The organism is Flagellimonas lutimaris (assembly GCF_051494225.1).
In the GTDB taxonomy this organism is placed as follows: domain Bacteria; phylum Bacteroidota; class Bacteroidia; order Flavobacteriales; family Flavobacteriaceae; genus Flagellimonas; species Flagellimonas lutimaris_A.
Window position 1 is genome coordinate 134770 of record NZ_JBNPYE010000007.1, and the last position, 20795, is coordinate 155564.

At 47.1% G+C, this 20795-nt stretch carries 19 protein-coding genes; 9 read left to right on the top strand and 10 right to left on the bottom strand.

The window, feature by feature from the left end; translation table 11 throughout:
* Nucleotides 1-9 precede the first annotated feature (9 nt).
* The 10 genes from ACQQ5U_RS13835 to ACQQ5U_RS13880 form a co-directional block, all read right to left on the bottom strand.
* Nucleotides 10-366: a hypothetical protein gene (locus ACQQ5U_RS13835; RefSeq protein WP_437398372.1), complete on the bottom strand. Its 357-nt coding sequence runs from the start codon at nt 364-366 to the stop codon at nt 10-12.
* On the bottom strand, nt 299-655 hold the full coding sequence (locus ACQQ5U_RS13840) for a hypothetical protein (protein WP_437398374.1): 357 nt from the start codon (nt 653-655) through the stop codon (nt 299-301). Before ACQQ5U_RS13840 ends, ACQQ5U_RS13835 begins: the two co-directional genes overlap by 68 nt.
* 10 nt (nt 656-665) lie before the next feature.
* Complete coding sequence (locus ACQQ5U_RS13845; protein WP_437398375.1) at nt 666-1193, bottom strand: hypothetical protein; 528 nt, start codon at nt 1191-1193, stop codon at nt 666-668.
* An 89-nt stretch (nt 1194-1282) separates the two neighbouring features.
* Nucleotides 1283-1966 carry a ParA family protein gene (locus ACQQ5U_RS13850; protein ID WP_207025756.1) on the bottom strand — a complete coding sequence of 228 codons (684 nt, stop codon included), beginning with the start codon at nt 1964-1966 and terminating at the stop codon, nt 1283-1285.
* Between the two features lie 276 nt (nt 1967-2242).
* Nucleotides 2243-2644, bottom strand: a complete 402-nt coding sequence (locus ACQQ5U_RS13855; protein WP_207032629.1) for a helix-turn-helix domain-containing protein — start codon at nt 2642-2644, stop codon at nt 2243-2245.
* Between the two features lie 2 nt (nt 2645-2646).
* Nucleotides 2647-5178 (bottom strand): TraM recognition domain-containing protein, encoded by a 2532-nt coding sequence (locus ACQQ5U_RS13860; RefSeq protein ID WP_437398377.1) that lies wholly within the window; start codon nt 5176-5178, stop codon nt 2647-2649.
* A gap of 29 nt (nt 5179-5207) precedes the next feature.
* Entirely contained in the window at nt 5208-5465 is a 258-nt protein-coding gene (locus tag ACQQ5U_RS13865) for a hypothetical protein (RefSeq protein WP_207032627.1), read from the bottom strand.
* Between the two features lie 97 nt (nt 5466-5562).
* Nucleotides 5563-7083 (bottom strand): hypothetical protein, encoded by a 1521-nt coding sequence (locus ACQQ5U_RS13870; RefSeq protein WP_437398378.1) that lies wholly within the window; start codon nt 7081-7083, stop codon nt 5563-5565.
* A gap of 73 nt (nt 7084-7156) precedes the next feature.
* Nucleotides 7157-7981 (bottom strand): hypothetical protein, encoded by an 825-nt coding sequence (locus tag ACQQ5U_RS13875; protein WP_437398379.1) that lies wholly within the window; start codon nt 7979-7981, stop codon nt 7157-7159.
* A 123-nt stretch (nt 7982-8104) separates the two neighbouring features.
* Nucleotides 8105-9331 (bottom strand): hypothetical protein, encoded by a 1227-nt coding sequence (locus ACQQ5U_RS13880; protein WP_437398381.1) that lies wholly within the window; start codon nt 9329-9331, stop codon nt 8105-8107.
* A 75-nt stretch (nt 9332-9406) separates the two neighbouring features.
* Between ACQQ5U_RS13880 and ACQQ5U_RS13885 the strand changes: the two genes are divergently transcribed.
* From ACQQ5U_RS13885 to ACQQ5U_RS13925, 9 genes are all read left to right on the top strand, one after another.
* Nucleotides 9407-10207, top strand: a complete 801-nt coding sequence (locus ACQQ5U_RS13885) for a M23 family metallopeptidase (protein ID WP_437398382.1) — start codon at nt 9407-9409, stop codon at nt 10205-10207.
* 2 nt (nt 10208-10209) lie between these two features.
* Nucleotides 10210-11481 (top strand): hypothetical protein, encoded by a 1272-nt coding sequence (locus tag ACQQ5U_RS13890; RefSeq protein ID WP_437398383.1) that lies wholly within the window; start codon nt 10210-10212, stop codon nt 11479-11481.
* Between the two features lie 3 nt (nt 11482-11484).
* A complete protein-coding gene (locus tag ACQQ5U_RS13895; protein ID WP_437398384.1) occupies nt 11485-11769 on the top strand; it encodes a hypothetical protein in 285 nt (94 codons plus the stop codon).
* Between the two features lie 220 nt (nt 11770-11989).
* Nucleotides 11990-16861 (top strand): N-6 DNA methylase, encoded by a 4872-nt coding sequence (locus ACQQ5U_RS13900; protein ID WP_437398386.1) that lies wholly within the window; start codon nt 11990-11992, stop codon nt 16859-16861.
* Nucleotides 16862-16929: 68 nt separating this feature from the next.
* Entirely contained in the window at nt 16930-17583 is a 654-nt protein-coding gene (locus ACQQ5U_RS13905) for a DUF6088 family protein (RefSeq protein WP_437398388.1), read from the top strand.
* The gene (locus ACQQ5U_RS13910) at nt 17576-18613 is read left to right on the top strand and encodes a nucleotidyl transferase AbiEii/AbiGii toxin family protein (RefSeq protein ID WP_437398389.1); all 1038 of its coding nucleotides are present in this window, start codon (nt 17576-17578) and stop codon (nt 18611-18613) included. Before ACQQ5U_RS13905 ends, ACQQ5U_RS13910 begins: the two co-directional genes overlap by 8 nt.
* 383 nt (nt 18614-18996) lie before the next feature.
* Nucleotides 18997-19497, top strand: a complete 501-nt coding sequence (locus tag ACQQ5U_RS13915; protein ID WP_437398391.1) for a PRTRC system protein E — start codon at nt 18997-18999, stop codon at nt 19495-19497.
* Nucleotides 19484-19702, top strand: a complete 219-nt coding sequence (locus ACQQ5U_RS13920) for a PRTRC system protein C (RefSeq protein WP_366590961.1) — start codon at nt 19484-19486, stop codon at nt 19700-19702. The genes ACQQ5U_RS13915 and ACQQ5U_RS13920 overlap by 14 nt, the downstream gene beginning before the upstream one ends.
* Before the next feature lie 36 nt (nt 19703-19738).
* On the top strand, nt 19739-20794 hold the full coding sequence (locus ACQQ5U_RS13925) for a hypothetical protein (protein ID WP_437398393.1): 1056 nt from the start codon (nt 19739-19741) through the stop codon (nt 20792-20794).
* The last annotated feature ends 1 nt before the right edge of the window (nt 20795 follow it).

The window sequence follows — 20795 nt, forward strand, 5'->3', positions numbered from 1 at the left end:
CGGCCTTTTTTAGGAACGCATGCTGTCCCCAACGGACAATAGGATCCAGAAAATGGCCAGGCCAAGTATGACCTGCCCCACCTTTTTGGTCAGGTCGCTCTGTTGGTCCCTTAAGTAAAGGAATACCAATCCACCCAGAATGGTGGATGTTCCGGCAATGGTCTTGACGGCACTGATGACGATATCCGCGATCCTGGAGAGATCACGTTCCCCTTGTTGGAGTTCTTGGGTCAGTTCGTTCAGTTGTCCAAAGGAATCATGTGGCAGGCAAAGGCCCAGCCCGATAAGGAGCAAGAGTTTAAGTTTTCGGGCCGGGACCCTTTTTGTCCGTAACATCCCTGTTACGGATGATCTTGAATTTTTCATTTTCTGTACGAGTTAAGGAATTGTTCAATGTTTCACTTGAAGAGCCTTTATTTTTGAAAGCCTCCAGGAGTTTGGAGTTGTTCTCGACTTCATCCACCTGGCTGAGTATGGTTTCCAAATCGGCTTGTTCTTCTTGTGAATTATTTACAAATTTATTATTTAAATACAAATAATCATCATTTTCTTTGATTTTTTTGCTGTCCCTTTTCTTTTTTACCAACAGGACCCAGGCCACATATATGTAATACATGGCCGTAATGCCCAATGTTATTTTCCAGAAAAGGTTCAAATACAGTTTATTATAGTTTTTCTATCAGTTTCTCCAATTTGGCCCCATTCTTATGGACGAATTCTTCCAGGACCTTCCTTAGAATCTCGTTCCGGTTGATCTTTTTTCCCATTTTATAGCCCAATCCAAGGGCCAGCCTTTCATAACCGGCGAGGCATTCCCCGCTCAAGGACATCTGGAACACATCTTTTTTGTCCCTATAAAACTCAGATTCAACGGTTTTATTGAATTCCTGCCAAATTCTTTCCTCGGATTTTGTCATTTTTTTCCGTTTGGCTGGACGGTTCGCGTTTTCCATGGGCCGTACCACGGTTTCAGCCTTCGGGGTTTCGGCACCATCCGGATCTTTGCCCAACGGTACTTTCTTCTCAGGAGTTCCCGTTATGGCATCGTTGGTAAGATCGGCCGTTTCCCCAGTTTGATCGGTCTCCATTCCGGAGGATCTTTCCTTTTTTAACCTGTCCAACATGCCATCCGTTTTGTCCATGTCCATCGTTATGGCCTTTATCAGTTGGCCCGTATCTTTACTTTTTTTCATTTGTTCATTGCTTGATTTTTGGTCATTGTCTTTTGTAGCCATATTTGGTCCGTCCTAAAAAATCCCTCATTGAGGGTTTCATGGCCATATCAATTATTGGATAATTTAAGGACTTCCTCAAAAAAGTTCCTGATATCCCGTGGTCCCGTCTCCATTTGTTCCGGGATGGGATGGAGGGTGCTCCTGTACTGTTCCCGGTATATGGTCTTCTCCTTGACCACATGCTGCATAAAGGGAAGGCCTGCCGTCAGGACATCGCCCTTTAAGTTCGCGAACTTGTTCTTCTGGACTTCCCGATATTTGTTGAAGAAAAGATGGACCGATCGCAGTACCCGGTCCCCATTGTCCAAGAAGTTTTTCTTCAATGTCCTGTAGAAATTGAAGGTACTGTCGATTTCCAGCTCGTCATGGTCGAAGGGTATGAAGATATGTTCGACGAACATAAGGCCCTGTACCATTTCGAGGCTCAGGCTTCCCGGAAAGTCGATGATGATGTAGTCCACTTTTCCATAATGCTGCAGGATCTTCTCCTTAATGGTCCTTACCGTCACCCGGATTATCGGATATATCGGGATATTGTCTTCTTCGTTTTCGCCGATAAGGTCCAGTTCGCGCTGTCTTTTCTTGAAAATGGAGAACTGGGGGTCGTCCACATCCAAAAGGACGACCTTCTTTCCATAGGTATGGAACAGGTTGGTGGCCAGCATGATGTTGAGGGTCGTTTTGCCCACGCCGCCTTTTTCCCCGGCGACTGAAATGATCTTTGTTTTCATGTTGATATGTATTTAAGTGAGTAAAGGAATATTTGTATATAGGGTCAATTACATAGGCATTTGTTCAATGGTTTGGATATTTGTTCATATGGATATCTGTATGTCCATACAGTTGGATGATTATTTAATGAAATGTTTATTTGTATAAATGAATAAATGAATAAATGAATAAATGAATAAATGAATAAATGAATAAATGAATAAATGAATAAATGAATAAATGAATATTTCAATATAGATGTCCAATGACGGTTCGTGTCAGTTTTCCATCGTTGCTTAAATTTTTGATTTGAACCCTGAAAGGGCTTCCAGGATATTGGACTCCAAGGTCTTGAAACTTTCTTGGATCCCTTCCTGATAGACAAGGTTTTCCCCGATATTGCGCTTCGGGATGAACTCATTGTCCGTGGCGATGATCCACATGGGGTTGTAGCCCAAGGAATAATAGTACAGGATCAGCTTAAAGGTGGTGGGCGATATCGTACCGCGTTCCACATTGGTCAAGGTCGAATAATCGACACCCAATCGTTCACAAACATTTTTCCTGGAATAATGGGAATTGCGCTTGTCCGTGGTATCGTCCGCTTCGACCAGATCGTCCCGGATTTCCCTGAGCCTTTTTCCGATATAATAAAAATCCTCCGCTTTCGCGTTCTTAAGTTCGTCGATGTCCTTCATGTCTATAAATTTTGAACGGGGTAGGAGGAATAGGGTTCTTCCTCGAAAAGATCGGCCCCATCCCATAGGGCGGCCATACCTTCCCCTTTGCTATTATCTTCCTTAAAAGTAGGTCTTTCCTGTGACCCGTCCATATCCTCGAACAGGTCTGGGCCGGACATTTGGTTGAAATCCTCCAAAAATTCCAGGGCGATTTCCCTGTTCGCGTCCAGTGAAGACCCGATTTCATCCGTTATCTTATCGGGATCGAAGATCGAGGACTTGGGATGTTCCCCCTTGATCTTGAAATATTCGTCCTTGACCAGATCATCAATGTCCCCGAGTACCTTGTGGAAGGACTCGTCCAGGACCCGTTCCATTTCCCGTTCCAAGAACATCCTTCCGACAAGGTTTTCCATGAAGGCCCTTATCTGGGAGCCATAGGCTCCTTTATTGTCGACCAATTGCCCCAGCTCCTTTAAATGATCGTATAGTTTCAGGTCACGGACCAAGGAAGTGAACTGCATTCGCTCCATCGGGCCATCGCAATTTTCCTTTGTGAAGCTCTCCAGGTAAACGTTATAGAATTCGATGTAATCGTTTTGGGCGAGATCAAGTCGGGCCACTTTGTCAAAAAAACCGATATCCTCCATCAATGCCAGGCGTTCCCTTATTTTTTTGTCATGGTCCGGGGTCCTAAAGTCCCTAATTACCGGAAGGGGGAATTTGTCCTGGTGTTTCTTTGACTCCATGTTCGGTCTCAACAGGCCAAAGCAAAGTTTTTGTTTGATGGGATGTTCAAAGGTATCGGCCACGATACCTCCAAAATATCCGGTTGACATCCCGGTTATCTTGCTCTTTGGCATCAGTTCCATCATTTGGGTGCCCATACTGGTTGTCGTGTCGTTCCTTGAGACCGTCCTGGACAGTTTTTCCTGGTGGATCTTCCCAAAAATGTCACTGATACGTCGGGCCGTTTCCCCCTTGGCAGCACCGCTGAAGACGTTCGCACAGTTGTCAAAGATCACATCGGCCAGTTCCTTGCCGTAATCGGCGATGAGCTGGGAGACGCTTTGGATGCCAAGGACAGTGGCCACCAAATGGGACCTCCCCGTATCGATGATCTTTCTAAGGCCCATGATGAAAATCGTGGGCACCTCGTCAAGGATCACGCCCATGGGCCTGCCCCCGGGCCTGTTGACCACCTGTAGGGCCTTGTTGATGATCAGCCCGATGGGTGCGGCATAGATCTCCGATCGGTCCGGATTGTTCTGCACGCACACAATCTTGGGCCTGGAAGTGCTGTTGATGTCCAATTGGAAATCATTGCCGGTCATCACATAGAATATCTCCTTGGTGGCGAGCATGGAAAGTGATATCTGTGCACTGGCGGTCTGACCGGCCAATTGTTGTCCCGCTTCCCGCTCCAGGGCATCCTTGAAGGGGATCATCAGGTTGCGGACCTCCATGTCCCGCAGGATAATGTCCAAGAGCACCTGTATGTTGACCGTTGAAAGGATGATGACATGGGGAAGGGTACAGATATTGGTCCCGGTCTCCTCCGCTTTCTTCTTCAGGTACCAGATGAGCCCCGAAACAAAACTGATGGCACTCCTTGAAAAAAAATCGTTCTGCTTGATCCATTCCTTATTGAGGTTCTTCATGATGATGGTGGCCGCATCCGAGGCATCGATCTGTGACTTCATCAAGTAGGGGCTGATGGGATTGTTCCTATGGGTCCTTTCGGGATCATCGAAGGAAATGGTGTAAAACCCGGGCAGGGAACCCAGCTGTTCCGGATCATCTGTGCCGAGTTGTTCCTTCTTTTTCAGCCAATGGTTATAGGCGATACGGGAGAGTGTATCGAACTTGAAATCATAGATGAGCAAAGTGAACATCTTGCCGATAAGCTGTTCGATGATCTCCTCAAAAAGGGCAAATGACTTCCCACTTCCCGGTGTGCCAATGATCAACAGGGCCCTGAAAAGGTTGACGAAGTTGACCCAGCCTTTTCTGATCTTTCCCTTGAAACGGTAATCATAGGGAATGTTCACCGAATAGGGGGTATCGATCTTTTGTTCCATCTGTTGGAACGTCTCGTTCCCGTCATTGAAAGGGTCTTCTTTGGAGAGGTCGGTAAAGGACAGCACCTGAAAGAGATGGACACTGCCCGATAGGGAAAACAGGAACCCCAGGAAATAGCACGGCACCGAAGACCAATACAAAACGATATGGGGAACCTTAAGGACATCACCGGCACCAAAGAATATAATTCCAAGGGTCAGATAGGACACTCCCTTGGTATAGGTCTTTCCCGCTACCTTTTTGGGGTGGTACAACATGACCGCCGCCCCAATGGCCATGAGCAATAACAGTTTGCTTAGGTACTTTTGGTGCAACGGCCCGAACTTCATAAAAAATCCATAGATCCATCGGAGTATCGGGCCATCGATCCCATGGTAGGCCAATAGCGCATAATGATCGATATAGCCGATCACCGTAAAAAGTGCCACGGAGAGGAACATGGCCGAATGTGCCAACCTTTTATCTTGCATGGAAGGGAAGAATATTGTCCATTAAGGAATCAACCAAAGGTCCTTTCCCTCCATCCCTCCAAAGCGATGTCGGATGCCTCCTGAAAGGAAATCCCCTTCTCCCGTACCAATTCGATGGTAGTGTCCATCAGGACCTTGGATTGGTCCCGGATGAACTGGGTATATCCATCCCCCATTTGGAGGCGGTTCTTGAGTTCCATATCATTCTCTTCGATAATTGCATCCAGCAGTTCATAGTAGTATTGGTGGTCCTTCAACCCTTCCGATAGTTCTTCCATTATTTTCATTTGTTTAAATTTAAGTCAATACATTGATATTTGTTTATTCCCCCTTTCTATGGATATTGGTGTTTGATATGTCCCAAAAAATCCCTCCGTGAGGGTTTTATATTTTTAATTGTGCGATGTTCTCCTTTGATGTCTTTTTGTGCCTAAGGTGCGCCGCAATGGCCCGAAAGGGGACCATATAGGAATACCGGAGCCCAAAATCGGCCAAGACCCCAGTGGTGCGTATTTCCTCCACGAAGCCCTCATTGGGGGCGCCCTCCGGTCCGCTGTTGGTCTTGAGGACGATCTTGTCCCTTGGGCGTATCCTATCCGGATCCACGGTCCCAAGTTGTTTGTACCTTTCCTTCTTGCTGCTTTTCAGGTCGTCGTTCCAATCCTTGCCCATCGATTTCATGATCTTGGCCCTTACAGGAAGGTACAGTCCGCCCAAGGTGGTCAAAAATGACCGTAATGTCTTGGCCATCTGTGGATCCAAGATGGTTGTGGATCTGGATTCCGAGATGGAAAATTCAAGGGCCAACTTGTCCGAAAAAAGGATGGTCTTGAAACCTTGGCCCTTTGGGAACGCATTACCGACCGAGTCTTCGATCGTACGGGCATCATGGGCCATTTGACCTCGACGGTCCTTATGGTAGTGGATGTTCATCGATACCCTCTCCCGGTTGATCCTGTTCTCGACATAGACCCCTTTTGCCATTCCATTGATGAGCTTGGTGAAAACTTGGACATCAAATCGGTGTCCCGTGGCATCGTTGTCGAAAATTGAAACGAGCTGGACCCCTTTTCTTGAAAGAAAGGGGGTGATGAGCTCATAAAAGAAATCCAGTTTTTCGGTATAGACGTTCCCTCCAAAGGAAATATAAAAATCCCCCTTTTTTCCCTCAAGTTCATGGAAGGACAGCAGGTCCACCCCGCTTTCCCCAAAAACGATCCGTTGGGTCCCTTCCTTCGGGGGATTGGAACTGAACAGAAAATGGTCTTTTCCGTTGAGCACCAGGCGGAATTTTTTGGATTCCCCCGTATGCCTGTCCCTATAGGGCCTGTTGTACAGGATATAGTTCCTGGGGGTTCCGCCGATATCGAATTTTGGAAAGGCCACATTGGCGATCTTGCCTCCATTGTCGCTATGGTGGAAGGCATTGAAGATCCTGCCCCTAAAGGGATCGGATGCAAGGGTTTCCATCGCAATGCCCCTTTCCTTGGTCAGGTATATGGCATTCCGCATTGGTACTATGTTGTAATTTTCCTCCAAGGATCTCGTTCTGCCCCTTTTTTGGGGGACCTTTGCGTTTTCTGCAACATGTTCGTGGGCACTGTCAATGATTTCCAGGCCCTGTTCGACGGCCCTGTAAAAGTTCTCCTCCCTATTCTTTAGGAACGAAAAGAAAAGTCCCTTGTCCTCCGAGTCATTGCGGTTGAAATAGGAGATGGGGTCCCTTGAGGTCATCAGGACGATCCGGTCGCCCTCCTTGGCGAATTCCATCGATCCGGCACTTTTTTTGAGCAGTACATGGCCCGTGCGCAATAGATGGCCCGCAAAGTCCACTTCCCGGTTGATCTTGCCGATCAACCGTTTATAATATTCTGGGTCTTCTTTGTAACTGATAGTGTTCTTCATGACTGATAAGATTGAAAAAAGCCGATATATCTGAATATGCCGGCTTTTGTTCATCAAATGGACCTTTTGGCCCCTATTTGCTCATGACATTATGCCGTTTCTTTTTTTTTTCGTCCCCGACCACAACGGCACCCTTGGTTTCCAGATTCTTTACATTGGCCTTTTCCGGGGATTTTGTAATGAACCTTTCTGCCCTTGGGCTATAGGTGACGTTATAGGTCTTCCTGCCCTTTTTGGTGGCGATGGAAATTTCCACGGCCTCTCCCTTGTTCATGGCATCAGCCTGCTGTTTGGTCAATTGCTGCCCATAGAAATAAGTATTCTCTGAAAGGGCGGTCTTCGTCCTGATGTCATTGAGCTTTGGTTCGTAATAGGCCAGCTTCGGGAACATTTCCCCATCCTTGGTCACCCCATTGAAGACGATGGATCTACCGTCATTGACCATGGCCTCGAACTCTTCCTTGGAGAACTGGTGGTTATAGGCGGTGGCCTGGGCAAGGGTCACGGGCTGGTTCCTTTTGATCTGGACGTCCAATTTGGACCCGCTCTGGGAACTGTACATCAATTGGACGGCCTTGACACTTTCCTTGAGTTCCCCTTCGTTGACATAGGTGGAGCGATGGATGTACTCCTCTCCCTTGACAAGGGCATCCTGTACGTTCTCGGGAAGCTTGTCAAAACTGATATAGGCACCCTCCAATTTTTCCTTGGTCTCCCCATAGGCGAACCGTTGGGCGGGGGACCGCATTTTCTCCACATAGGGACTGGTCTCGTCAATGTTGAATTCCAGGCCTCCCTGGGTCTTGATCTTTAGGATGCTTTCCTCTTTGGAGAGGATTTCCCCTTTTTGCCAAACTTGGTTCACTTTTACGAAAACCCTTTCTACTTGTTTTTCCATTTTACTGAGTATTTAATTGTTAAGGAATATTGATTTTCGTACCTTTGCGGTACTTGTTGATATTCATTTATTAATGAGTTAAGGAATATTACGGAAAGAGGGCGGGAGCGCTCTTTTTCCATTTTATAAAGCTATCCGGTAATCCTCCATCTGCACCTCCTTCCCCTTTAATGTAATACTTTGGTCAGATTCCCATTCCAAATGCCAATTGGCCATTTTGGGTTTGAGGATATCCAATGTTTTGCCCAAATAGTTCCTGTGATAGGACCAGACAAAATATTTGATGGCACCCACCTCAAGGGGTACCCTTACCGAAATACCGTCCCCTTCCTTCCCGACCACAATACTGTGGCGGTTGATGCGAAATTGATCCAGGGCCTTATTGTACTTTAAAAAACTTTTTACCAATCCTTGGTTGAAGGCCTTTATGGAATTATAAAAGCGCAGAAAGGATTTTTCGTCCCCTACCTGGAACTTGACCTTTAGGTCCCCTTCACCTAGTTTCAACATGAAATTGGTGTCGTCGATGAAGGAAATGAAACTGAGGTCCCGTAGATACCCTTCTATCTTTTTGCCTCCCGTGAACGAAAGGATGATCTTCTTCACTTTGGTCAATTTGCGGATCTCGAACAATATCTTGGTGGTCTCATAATTGATCTCCCCAAGGGCCATATAGACGGCATTGTCGAGTTGGAACTTCCTGTGAAAGGCAATGGCCTCCCTGGGATCCTTGAACACGACCAACCATTCGATGGATTTGGGGATATTGGAATACCAAAGGGAATGTTTGGCATCGGATTCCCCAAAGGGCAGAACACTCTTGTCACTGTCCAGAAAATAGCCCGAGGTCTCGTTCTGGATATTGTAGAGGGGGAACAATGGCTCTCCCGAAGGGGTCTCAAAGATACGGTCCTTGAAGGCATCCGTTCCGGTAACATCGGAATAAAGCCCTTCCGACCTTCCCTTGAACGGCATAGCGTAGGAATGGAAGTGGTTAAAGTCCTTAGTTACCCTTTCAAGGCCGACACCCTTGGACGTATCCAACATCAATTCCTTGGCCGCGGTCACCTGATGGTACCTTTGATCGACCTTGTCCCAAAGCGTTTCGCTCTTTTTCCCCTCTGTTTTGGAGACCTCTTCTATGACAAGGTCCGAAGCGGACAGTTTGTTCTGGGGGCTCTCCACGTGATAATATAGGAATCCCTTTTCGGTATGGATGACCACGCTGTAACGGCCGTTCCTTTTGAACACGACATGGGTGGGTTCCCTTTTTACAGGTTCATACCCGAAATGCCCGAACAGGGCAGGGAGGTCTATCAAATGGTCTTTGTCCAACCAACGGTCCAACATATGATTAAAAATTGTTTATTTGTAAATAATTAATAAGTTTGTAACTGACACAACAAATATATAAAACTTTTTCAAATGGCAATGGTTTTCAAAAAAAAAGGTCTGAAACGGATATTGGGACATCTGATGTCCCTCGGCAAGAAGGAGGTCCGGTACCTCATATTCCTTATCGTTGCCCTAACGGTACTTCTACTGGGCAAGGCCTTTTCCATGATGGAGGAGGATATCGGGGAACAGATGGCGGCCATGGACCGTTATAATACCTCACTCAGGGCCAGCTCGGGGAATGCCCCAATGGACAGTGTGGTCTCGGATAGGGAAAGGGAGCGATTGCTCTTTGAAATAGAGGAAAGGATCGTAAAGTATCTTTTTCAGATCCCGGACTATACCTATATGTCCTCATTGGAAACCTATTTTAGATATAGCCCGGGACTGTTGGACGAAATTCCCTCATGTACGCCCTTGGAAAAAGGGGACTATAGGTTGAGCAGTGCCTTTGGGTACCGTGTCCATCCCATTTCCGGAAAAACGAAAAAGCACACGGGACTGGATTTTGCCGCACCCCGGGGCAAACAGGTATATGCCACTGCATCGGGTACGGTGGTTTCCATCCTCCACTCCAAGACAGGATATGGGACACATATCATCATCCGGCACCGTTTCGGTTTTAGGACCCTTTACGGGCACCTGACAAAGATCTTGGTGGGCAAAGGGCAATTTGTCCAGCAGCACGAATTGATCGGGACGGTAGGCAGCTCGGGGGATTCCACTGGGTACCATCTGCATTATGAGGTCAGCAAGAACGGCGAAAAGATCGATCCCATACCCTCATTCGACCTGAAGCGTAAGATCATACTTGAACTCATCGAACAATAATTATGGAGCCATTACAGGAAAACAGATTACCGAACCCGTGGCAAAGGGCGAGAAAGCTCATGGCCAGATTATGGAACCTTAAGGAAAGATTGTTGAGCAGGGACTTTAGGGACTTTGCCACCTTTGAATATGAAAGGATCCCTTTGGAGGACATCCGGGACATCCAAAGGCTCAAGTATCACAGGAACCTGGATATGGCCAAAACGGGGCATGCGGATGCTTCGTTGAACAGCCTGATTTCCTATCATCGGAAAAAAGAAGGGTTGGTGAAACTCGACCAAGGAGTGGTTGCCATGGGAACCATCAAGATCAGGGAAGATGGCGATCTCCTGGCCTCGATCCGGTTCGGGTACGACAGACATCGGAAAGCCCCCGTTATGGCCCTGAGGGACCATGATAACATTCCCATGTGGAAACCACTGGATTGGCCGGAACTCTTGGGAAGATTGTCCAGCCTTCATCCAAAGGCAACTGACGGACTTGAGTTCGGACATTCCTTTTTTGCAAGGGACATCCAAAGGACCGTTCCATCCGATTTCGAAGCCCTCGGTAAAATGTATGACCTCATTATCGAAAAGTCCTTTGGGTCCAATAAATACTTTGGGAAGGGGGTATTGCCATTGGATACAGGGGTATTGGAGCATCCCTTGGAGCATCTGCACAGACCGATGCTGTTCCCAGCATCGATAAAAGGCCATGAGATCCTAAGGTTGACAGAGGCCAATGCACATTATCTCGTCTTTCAACCTTTTCTCAAGACCTCTGCCGATTTGCTGCACCTAACCCGGAAAGAGATTCATCAAATGCTCCAGAACGCAAGGGTCGATCGGATTGCCAAGCTCAGGTTCGGATTTGTCCTCGGCATCAGGGAGGGTCAATTGTACATTGGCAAAACGAACGTCGAAAAGACCCAGGGGATGGACTGGACAACTTTCAGGGAGGCCATTGAATCCCCTGCCCATAGTGCCAAGGTCAAGTACTATCTGGCCAAAAAGATTGTAAGGGAAAAGGACTTCATGATCGAAAAGGGTGCGATCCTATTGGAAAGCGGTGGACGGACCGCACATTTAAAAAGGCATTATAAAAATGGCCAATGGTACTTTGCCGAAACTGGTCGAAACGATAAAGAACTACATTTCAGGCCTGCCGGAGCTCCGGTCATCCAACACTTACGGACCCATTATTCGGATTCAGAAAACCTGCAAACGGCACTGGATGCCATCGAACAACAGAAATTGGACAAAAGGAAAATGGAAAACACGCTAAATATATGAACCATGAAAACAAAAACAGTTACCAGAACGGGCCGGTATGACCATTGGCAAAGGGAGATCGTAAGGGATGGATCGGGAACCCATTATGTACTTGTTGAGGGGGTGCCCCATCATACCACTAAAACGGGGGAACCTACGTTTCCGTTACGAGACTTTGTGTTCCAGGATATGGGAAAACCACGCACATTTGATGGCAATGATTACCCCTATGGATTCGATCCAATGCTATATGATCTGGAAAAAGAGCAGGTCAAGAAACCCAAAGAAAAGAACATGTTAAAACTATAGGTTATGGTGACCATCCTTTGGCATTATTGGTCCGGACGGCTGACCAGTTGTTTTGACCAGGGCAAAAGAACCTGTACGATATAATGATCTCCCTTGACATTCATGCATTCGACATTTAAAAGAACATAACACTATGGCATTATAACTTTAAAACAGGGGGGACGACCCCTACAGGGCCGACCTTAATGGACGTTCCGGAAAATTCCTTAACTCACGATCTATGAAATACTCAAAAAAGAAATATCTGGACTTTATGGTCCGGACCATCGACGCATTACGAAATTCGGACACCCTCGGGCATACCTTCATCAACAATCCGGGGTTCGGCAACATTTTCGATATCCTAAAAAATGAAAAATACAGGGAACGGTTTTTAGGTGCATTGAACCAATACGTGGGCGATACGTATACGAATACCCTTGTGGACAGCCTGAAAAAGGGTTCCCTGAACTCGTTCTATACCCCAGTGCCCGTAATCCGGGCCATGATGGATTTTTTGGCCGGGATACCCGACTTTTCCCCAAGGACCATTTTGGAGCCCAGTGCGGGGAACGGGCTGATCATCAGGGAACTTTTGCACAGATATCCCAAGGCCAGGGTCACGGCCTTTGAAAAGGAGATCCTGACCGCACGGATCTTGGAACATAATTTCAAGCACAGGGACAATGTCCAGGTGTTCGGCATCCCATTTGAGGGTATCGGGCAGAGCGATGCCACTAAAAGTTATGATCTGGTCATCAGCAACATTCCCTTTGGGGCAAACAAGGTCTTCGACCCCGACCTTGCAGACCATCCGTTAAAGGACGGGCTTACCAGCAATGTCCATAGCTACTTTGTCCATAAAAGTCTGGAACTGGCCAAACCGGGGGGGATGGTGGTATTGATATGTACCAAGAATTTCCTCGATAAGGCAAAATATGGGCAGATCCGCGAAAATATCATTAAGGACAATGATTTTTTGGGCGGGGTCAGGTTACCGGACAATGCCTTTGAGCAGGAAAACACCTCGGTGATCGCCGATATCCTGGTCTTCCAAAAAAGCCGTGCCAAGAATCCATCCTTGGAACAGAAGGAGAGGAACCGACTTTTCATGGCAACGGAAAAGGTCGATCTTGAAGGCAACGAAATCAAGATGAATGCCTTTTTTGATGCCCATCCCGAAAATATCCTGGGGATCATGGAACCGGGAGGGCTTTATGATCGTTCCGATTACACCGTAAGGAACGCCAACAATATTGCCACGATCGAACCCGCCATAAGGGAGGCCTTGGTGACCTTTAGGCCATCGAGCATAAAATCCAGGACCGTAGCGGAGAAAAAAACGGACAAGGCCGCTATACCGGCAAACCAACAACAGTCATATGAGGGTCCATTAATACCGGGGAACCTGATCGTGGCGGAACAAAAAATTGCAAAGATTACCGATTCCGGCCAGTATTACTACCTGAAGACCAAACCGGCCGAATTCGATAAACTGACCAAGATCATCTCCCTACGGGACACCTATTTGAAACTCTTGGAACCCAAGATCGTAGATGGACAGAAAATCTGGGAGGACCTGAACTATCAATACGACGTGTTCCTTTTCCAATACGGGAACCTGAACGACAAGGCCAATTATCATTTAGTGACCCTGGATGTCCAGGGACCTTTGATACTGGCATTGGAAAGCCCTGAAAAAGGGACTTTCACCAAGGGCCAATTTCTTTTGACCCCCTGGGCCCCGCAAGTGGAAGAAAGCCCCGAACGGTTGTCTCTACAGGATGCCATTTATTTTTCCCTGAACCGGTACAATCGGATCGATATCGATGCCATTGCCGGGCGTACGGACATGTCCAAGGAAACGGTGATCGGGGAATCCCTTTCCAAGGGCCTTTTGTTCATCGACCCGACCGAAGATGGGTGCAGGCTTGTCCCGAAATACCTGTTTTTGTCCGGTGTCATCCATAAAAAGATACAATGGTACAGGAACAACGAATTTGGGGAGTTCCGTTCCTTTGTGGATAAGGACATCCTCTCCCGGTCCATTTTGGAACTGGAAAAGGTCAACCCGCCGATCACCCCATTCGAGGATCTCGATGTCAAGATGCATGAGCCCTGGTTTCCCATTGAGGTGACCCAATCCTTTATTTTCGACACCTATGGGACATTGGCACACATAAGCTACAATGAGACCACGTCAAAATATATGGTCAAGATCGAAAAATATGATTATGCGAGCGTTAAAAAGTTTTACGTCAGTTCCGATCACCGATACTATGGTTTCAAGGATATCCTGGAGGGAGCCCTGAACTCCACGATACCCTATATATCGAAGGGATCCGGGGATTTTAAAAGGATCGACAAGACCAAGATGCAGGAGGTGAACATAAAGTTCGAGATCCTATACAGGGAATTCAACGAATATGTGATTGGGAACAGTGAACTCAAAAAGTCGTTGGAGTTCCAATTTTACTCCATCTACGATGCCAAGATCATGCCCAAGTACGATGGGAGCTATCTGGAATTCCAGGGATTGAGGCATTTTGAACCCTACCAAAGCCAAAAGGACACCGTGGCCGGGATCATCATCAACCAAGGGCTCTTGGTCAATAAAGAGGTCGGTTTCGGAAAGACCCTGGACATGGCGCTTTCCACAGAAAAACTCCGCGAACTCGGCCTGTCCAAAAGGACAGTGATCATCGGCCTGAGATCGACGGTGGTACAATTGGAAAAGGAGTTCCGTAATGCGTTTCCCCAAATGAAACTGTTGGTGGCCAACGACAGGGAGGTTGGTGGAATCCAAAAGCGGAACGCCTTTTTTGCGAAGATCGTTTCCCAACGGCCCGATGTGGTATTGATGAGCCACGATACCTTCAAGTTCATACCGCAGTCCCCCGAGATCATCAAGGAAATCATCCAAGAGGAACTGGATAATCTGGAAAAGGACCTGGGAGTGATCTATGAGAACAAGTACGATATCAATAAAAGGGTACTGAAGGGGCTGGAGATACGAAAGGAAAATCTGGAGGCACAGCTCCAGAACGTTTACCACCAGATCGAAAAAGGGAAGGACAGGATATTGACCTTCGACCAATTGGGATTTGAACATATCATGGTCGACGAGTCTCATAAGTTCAAGAACCTGATGTACACCACCAGACACTCCAGGGTGGCGGGCCTGAACACCAGTACCGGATCTGAAAGGAGCAAGAATCTGTACACGGCGATCAAGACCCTCCAAAGATCCAGAGGGAAGGACTTTCAGGCGACCTTTCTATCGGGTACGCCCATCTCCAATTCCATAACCGAGGTGTACGTCCTGTTCAAGTACCTTATTCCGGAAAGGCTCAAGGAAATGAACATAGCCTCCTTTGACCAATGGGCCCAGGTATTCGCCAATAAATCCTATGAGTTCGAGCCCACGGTCTCGGGGGACTATAAGGTCCGTGAACGGTTCCGTTCCTTCAAGAAAATGAAATTGCTGTCCACCCTGTACAATGAAATATCCATCATCGTCAATGCACGGACCCACCATATCGATCGGCCCAAAGCGGTAATGGATGTACATACCATCAGGCCCACCGAGGGCCAGTTGGCCTATTTTGAGCAAATAAAGACCTTTCTTGGGACCGGTAACAGTGACCATCTGTATGGCAACAAGACCTATACCGAGGATCAAAAGGGTGCACTGTCCCTGATCGCTTTGCACCATATGCGCCATGCCTCCATCGATCCCAGATTGCTCAACCCCGATCTGGAGGATCCAGGGGAGGCCAAACTGCGGATCATCGCCCGTGAGGTCTATCGGACCTATACCGAGAGTAATGGTTTTAAAGGTACCCAAGCGATTTTTTCCGATCTGGGCATCCCAAAGGACACCTTTAACGTCTATTCGGAGATCAAGCGGATCTTGACCGAGGAATACGATGTCCCGTCCGAAGAGGTGGTGTTCATCCACGATTTCAAGACCGATGGAAAAAGGCTCCAATGCTTTGATGACCTGAACTCCGGCAAGTACCGTATCATCATTGGCTCCACGGAAAAATTGGGAACCGGGACCAATATCCAACGTAGGATGGTCAGGATCCACCATGTCGATATTCCCCATCGGCCCACGGACGTGGACCAGCGTAATGGAAGGGGGGCAAGGAAAGGGAATGAAATGGCCAAAAAATATTGGGACAATAAGGTCACCATCTCCTTTTATATCGTCGAGAACTCCACCGATGCCCTGATGCTCAATAATGTCAATACCAAAAAGAACTTTATCGAACAGATCACCAATGGAACCATACAGTTCAACAGATTGGACATGGGCCCAGTGGACGACAACGGGTCCATCGATTACAAGACCTTGTTGGCCGTGGCCAAGAACGACCCGCTCTTCCTGGAAAAGGAACAATTGGGCAAAAGGCTGGAAGAGCTGCAACTGGAACGGTCCATCTTCAAGAGGAACAGGCTTGAAGCGGAGAACAATATCCGGTTCCATTCCCGGGAGAGGGAAAAGGTGTCCAAGAACATTGAAAAGCTCGAAAGGGACCTACCATTATGGCAATTGATGGAAAGTAAGGAAACTTATTACGGTATTATCAGAAATGCAATGGGGCTTCCATCAAATGCCCAGGATACGGATATTGGACAGGCCATTATCGATTTTTTTGAAAAGCACAAGGGCATGGTTTCGAAACATCAGGTCCTAAAGATGGATGGGGCAAGCCTGTGCATAAGGATAGAGGATGTGGAGACCCATTCCCTATTTGTCCGGACCGACAATGCGACCTATGGACATGGGGCCAGACGGATCGTTGTGAACCCCAAGAGTGTTGCCGATTACATGTACAATGCCCTTTCCAAGATTCCCCGGTCGATCAAGGACCAAAAGGAACTGGCCCTTGACCATGGACACCACATTACCGCCAACCAAAAGATCTTGGACCTTGATTTTGATAAATTGGACGAACTCAAGGAGATGGAAACAAGAATGGAACAGATCAACGAGGAGCTTGACAAAAAGTTCGATGTGGATATTTCGGATAAGGATAAAGAACCGGAAAAATCGGTGATGTCCCATTCGGAGTCCTTGGATGTAGGGACGGGCCGATCATTATGAACCGTTGCCAAGGCCATGGTTGCAATTTTATACCCTTGGGTACAATACCAAATGGTTAAAAAGCTTTCATGGAAAATTATTGTAACAAATATTTGCTAAATTTGTTACAAAATAAGCCTGTGGAGAGTATCGAGTCCAAAATAAAGAAAAGTATTTCCAGGAAGAAACGGGGAGAGCTATTGTTCCCTGACGACTTTCGGGGGCTGGGTTCATCCGAAGCGGTGCGTTTGGCCCTCCATAGATTGGAAAAGGAAGGTTATGTACAAAGGGTGGCCCAGGGAATCTATGCGCGTCCCAAAATAAGCAAATATGCAGGGGAGGTATTGCCAACGGCGGAGGAAATCGCAATGGCCATAGCCAAAAGGGACAAGATAAGGCTGGTGCCCACCGGGACATATGCCCTAAGTGCGTTGGGGCTCAGTACACAAGTGCCAATGAAACTTGTCTTTCTTACCGATGGAGCCCCCAGGGAAATAAAACTGGGCAAGCGAAGCATAAAACTGAAAAAGACCACCCCCAAGAATCTATCGGCCAAGGGCGGGATAAGCAGATTGGTGATACAGGCCCTCCGTGAAATTGGAAAGGATAGATTAACGGAAGAAGAGGAAGCAAAAATCATGGCCCTTTTGAAAAAAGAAGACCAAAAGGACCTGCTCCATGATATAGAACTGGCACCGGTATGGATACAGAAAATTATGGAAAAGAGCTTGGACAATGGATAAAATGACATTTTACAACATCCCCAAAGAGGATAAACTGGCCATCTATCAAAATGTAGGGAACAGAACTGGAGTGCCCGATTTTGCAGTTGAAAAGGACTGGTGGGTCGTCCATACATTGAGGACGATCTTTGAAATGGGAATAGGTGAACATTTGGTGTTCAAGGGCGGGACATCCTTGAGCAAGGCATGGAAACTGATAGAACGGTTCAGCGAGGATATTGACCTCGCCGTTGACCGTAGTTTTTTTGGGTATTCTGGGGAACTATCAAAAAAACAGCTCACGAAACTCAGGAAAGAAACAAGTTCCTACATTTCAGGGGAATTCTACCCTGAACTGCAAAGACGGTTCACGGAGAACGGATTCAATGATGTCGGTTTCAATATCGTTCCCGCCGAATCAAGCGACCAAGATCCACGTATCATAGAAATCTACTATCCCCATATCACCAAATCCCCCGGATACATACAGCCAAGGGTCCAGGTGGAGATCGGTTGCCGTTCCCTAAGGGAACCTTTTAGCCCCAAACCGATAAGTTCCTTCGTGGATGAACAATATCCTGATGCCGAATTCATGGAGCCCCCGGTGATGGTCCCATCCGTAACGCCCGAAAGGACTTTTTTGGAAAAACTGTTCCTTTTGCACGAGGAATTCCAACGTCCCAAGGAAAAGATAAGGGTGGATAGGCTTAGCCGCCACCTTTATGATATCTATCAATTGGCGAAAACGGAATTTGCGACCAATGCCATCCATGACAAAGGATTATATGAAACCATTGTCAGCCACAGATATGTGTTCACAAGACTTGGCGGAGTGGATTATAACCTGCACCAACCCCAGACTATACGGCCCATCCCGCCATCGGATCTCGAAGAAGCTTGGCAGGCCGATTATGGGACAATGCAGGAACAGATGATTTATGGGGATTCCCCGACGTACAAAGATCTGATACAAGGAATCCATGGTTTTTTAGAAAAGATGAATGCCTTGGATTGGAAAATGAAAATGGAATTTTCCCCTCCCAAAAAATAAGAACAGAATGGGCAGGATTATCATAATGAAGTATTTTTTATGCTGTCATCCCTGTTCCTGCGGAAGTTGAAGACCCTTCCCTTCGGTCCGGGCGTTCAACCTCCTCGGAACCGCGCATAAAAGCAAGCGGGCGAAAAAACGCCCACTTGCATTTATCTTCCCGCCGCTCGGATCATTCTTTTCCCTACCCATAAAATGGGACTACGACCCCTATCGACCCATGGATGCTGTCATGGGACATGGCACCCTGACGGGTGCTTTTTTTGTGGAAAGGGAGGAAGAAGAAAAGGGTGGATATTTCCTCGGATTACCCTGCCCTGCCCACCCCCTGATCGTATATTTACAATAGTTAATCAATTGTAAAACAGTTAAATACATCGTTTATGAACCAATTTTTTTCATCCCTTGAAAAAACGGGGATACGACAGTTGGGGCTGAGCATCACCTTTTCCGATGGAGAAGTATCGGTGTCCGTACTGCCCAAGAGCCATGCCGATGACAAGGGACTGAAATCCCTAAGACCATTGAGCCTACGGGCAAGCGTTGAGGAAATGGACAGCAAGTTCTTCGAAGCCGTCCAACGACCATTGGAGCGTACAAAGACCATGTTCGACAGCGTGGAGGCCTATGAGGCATCCTTGATAGCTTCCGAGGGCAAGACGGCAAAGGCCAAGAAGCATAAGGAATCCGTGGGCAAGAAGACCACCGCTTTGCAGAACCTTATCAAGGAAAAGGACTTCAACCCGATGAAAGACCATGAGAGGGCGATCAAAGCCGCCAAGGAAATCTTGGCCATTGACCCCTATCAGAAAGAGGCCAAAAAAGTCTTGGAGCAGATGTCCCAATATGAATCACCAAACCTTTTCCAAGATGCAGATCGCTAACATAACGAGAAAGTACCTTTTCCTGAACGGTAACAGGGAAAAGATTGAACTGGAGGACATAGACCCCGAAATGGGGCATGAACGAATCATGGAACATTATTCCGCACTATATCCCGAACTGACCAATGCCAATGTCATGGACAAGGGCATTATCGATGGGTTCCATGAGGTGCACTTCCAATCATTGGCGGGAACCAAAGGTTAATGATATGAACGTGGATGAATTTTTAAACAAGGGAAAATGTACAACACCATCAAAGACCATCACCTCACGGGAACTCACGGAGTTCCACAACGACCTGTTCAGGGCGTTCCAACAGGACAGCCACCGTACAGGGACAAGGCGGATGAAGACATTGTCAAAAAGAACGGACTGCTTCCTGACGTGAACACATGGCCCATTGCCATGAACGATATATCGGAAAAGTATTCAGGGGACGGACTTCGCCAATTGGCAGGGCTGATGGTGGAGGTTACCCGAAAGTTCACGGGGAGCATCGATTCTTGGAGGTTCGATGAAAGGGACAGTCTGCAAGACCTTATCCTTAGATGTGCGAACAGGCTCAGGGACAGGGCAAGGGTCGATCTTATCGATGTATATCGCAATTGCGATGGGGAGTTGGAACTTGACCTGAAACGGTGCATCGGGAACAAGGGCAATATCTACTGTATCAACCTAAAGCCATTGTACGGGATGAAGTGCAAGAACAGAAAATTGTTCGAGGTACTCCTTTCCTTTATCAAGGGACTTCCCTTTGATTCGATCTTCGATACGTGTGAGGACAGGATCGACTGGATATGGACTTTTTTGATCGAGGAAATGGCATATTGCAGGGAAGCCCCCAATGAGGATTATGGGGAGAGATTGAAAGGTTCGGTGGACTTCCTTTCACGGTACGAGAAGAAGTACAACGACTTTGAGGTAAGGGACTGGAAATCCCGATTGGAAAGCTATAGACCCAAAAGGGAGGTGTACAAGAAACTAAAAGAACTCCTTTTGGCCTCGGAAAAGTTGGATTTTCAGGTGGTACAACGGGTATCCGTTCGTGATGGATATGAGAGCATGATCGATTTTTACCATACTTTCTTGATAACCGATGATGGCGAGAGTGAATTTACCCGATCGTACATCAACATGCTCAATGATTGCTCCAATGAGTACGACCTGCTCTCAACCTATGCCCATGCGACTGTTAGCAATGATGGGATGGAGGTCTTTGAGGAAGGGCTTGAGGAAAAACTAAAGGAAGTGGAAAACTTTATTTGTGAACTGAACGAACTGATAGAACGGATTTGAT

Bases quoted from the DNA above. Each gene is read 5' to 3' on its own strand.
- ACQQ5U_RS13845 (WP_437398375.1), bottom strand. From the start codon at position 1,193: ATGAAAAAAAGTAAAGATACGGGCCAACTGATAAAGGCCATAACGATG.
- ACQQ5U_RS13885 (WP_437398382.1), top strand. From the start codon at position 9,407: ATGGCAATGGTTTTCAAAAAAAAAGGTCTGAAACGGATATTGGGACAT.
- ACQQ5U_RS13900 (WP_437398386.1), top strand. From the start codon at position 11,990: ATGAAATACTCAAAAAAGAAATATCTGGACTTTATGGTCCGGACCATC.
- ACQQ5U_RS13925 (WP_437398393.1), top strand. From the start codon at position 19,739: ATGTACAACACCATCAAAGACCATCACCTCACGGGAACTCACGGAGTT.
- ACQQ5U_RS13905 (WP_437398388.1), top strand. From the start codon at position 16,930: ATGGAAAATTATTGTAACAAATATTTGCTAAATTTGTTACAAAATAAG.
- ACQQ5U_RS13915 (WP_437398391.1), top strand. From the start codon at position 18,997: ATGAACCAATTTTTTTCATCCCTTGAAAAAACGGGGATACGACAGTTG.
- ACQQ5U_RS13855 (WP_207032629.1), bottom strand. From the start codon at position 2,644: ATGAAGGACATCGACGAACTTAAGAACGCGAAAGCGGAGGATTTTTAT.
- ACQQ5U_RS13870 (WP_437398378.1), bottom strand. From the start codon at position 7,083: ATGAAGAACACTATCAGTTACAAAGAAGACCCAGAATATTATAAACGG.
- ACQQ5U_RS13835 (WP_437398372.1), bottom strand. From the start codon at position 366: ATGAAAAATTCAAGATCATCCGTAACAGGGATGTTACGGACAAAAAGG.
- ACQQ5U_RS13880 (WP_437398381.1), bottom strand. From the start codon at position 9,331: ATGTTGGACCGTTGGTTGGACAAAGACCATTTGATAGACCTCCCTGCC.
- ACQQ5U_RS13860 (WP_437398377.1), bottom strand. From the start codon at position 5,178: ATGCAAGATAAAAGGTTGGCACATTCGGCCATGTTCCTCTCCGTGGCA.
- ACQQ5U_RS13920 (WP_366590961.1), top strand. From the start codon at position 19,484: ATGCAGATCGCTAACATAACGAGAAAGTACCTTTTCCTGAACGGTAAC.
- ACQQ5U_RS13875 (WP_437398379.1), bottom strand. From the start codon at position 7,981: ATGGAAAAACAAGTAGAAAGGGTTTTCGTAAAAGTGAACCAAGTTTGG.
- ACQQ5U_RS13865 (WP_207032627.1), bottom strand. From the start codon at position 5,465: ATGAAAATAATGGAAGAACTATCGGAAGGGTTGAAGGACCACCAATAC.
- ACQQ5U_RS13890 (WP_437398383.1), top strand. From the start codon at position 10,210: ATGGAGCCATTACAGGAAAACAGATTACCGAACCCGTGGCAAAGGGCG.
- ACQQ5U_RS13850 (WP_207025756.1), bottom strand. From the start codon at position 1,966: ATGAAAACAAAGATCATTTCAGTCGCCGGGGAAAAAGGCGGCGTGGGC.
- ACQQ5U_RS13910 (WP_437398389.1), top strand. From the start codon at position 17,576: ATGGATAAAATGACATTTTACAACATCCCCAAAGAGGATAAACTGGCC.
- ACQQ5U_RS13895 (WP_437398384.1), top strand. From the start codon at position 11,485: ATGAAAACAAAAACAGTTACCAGAACGGGCCGGTATGACCATTGGCAA.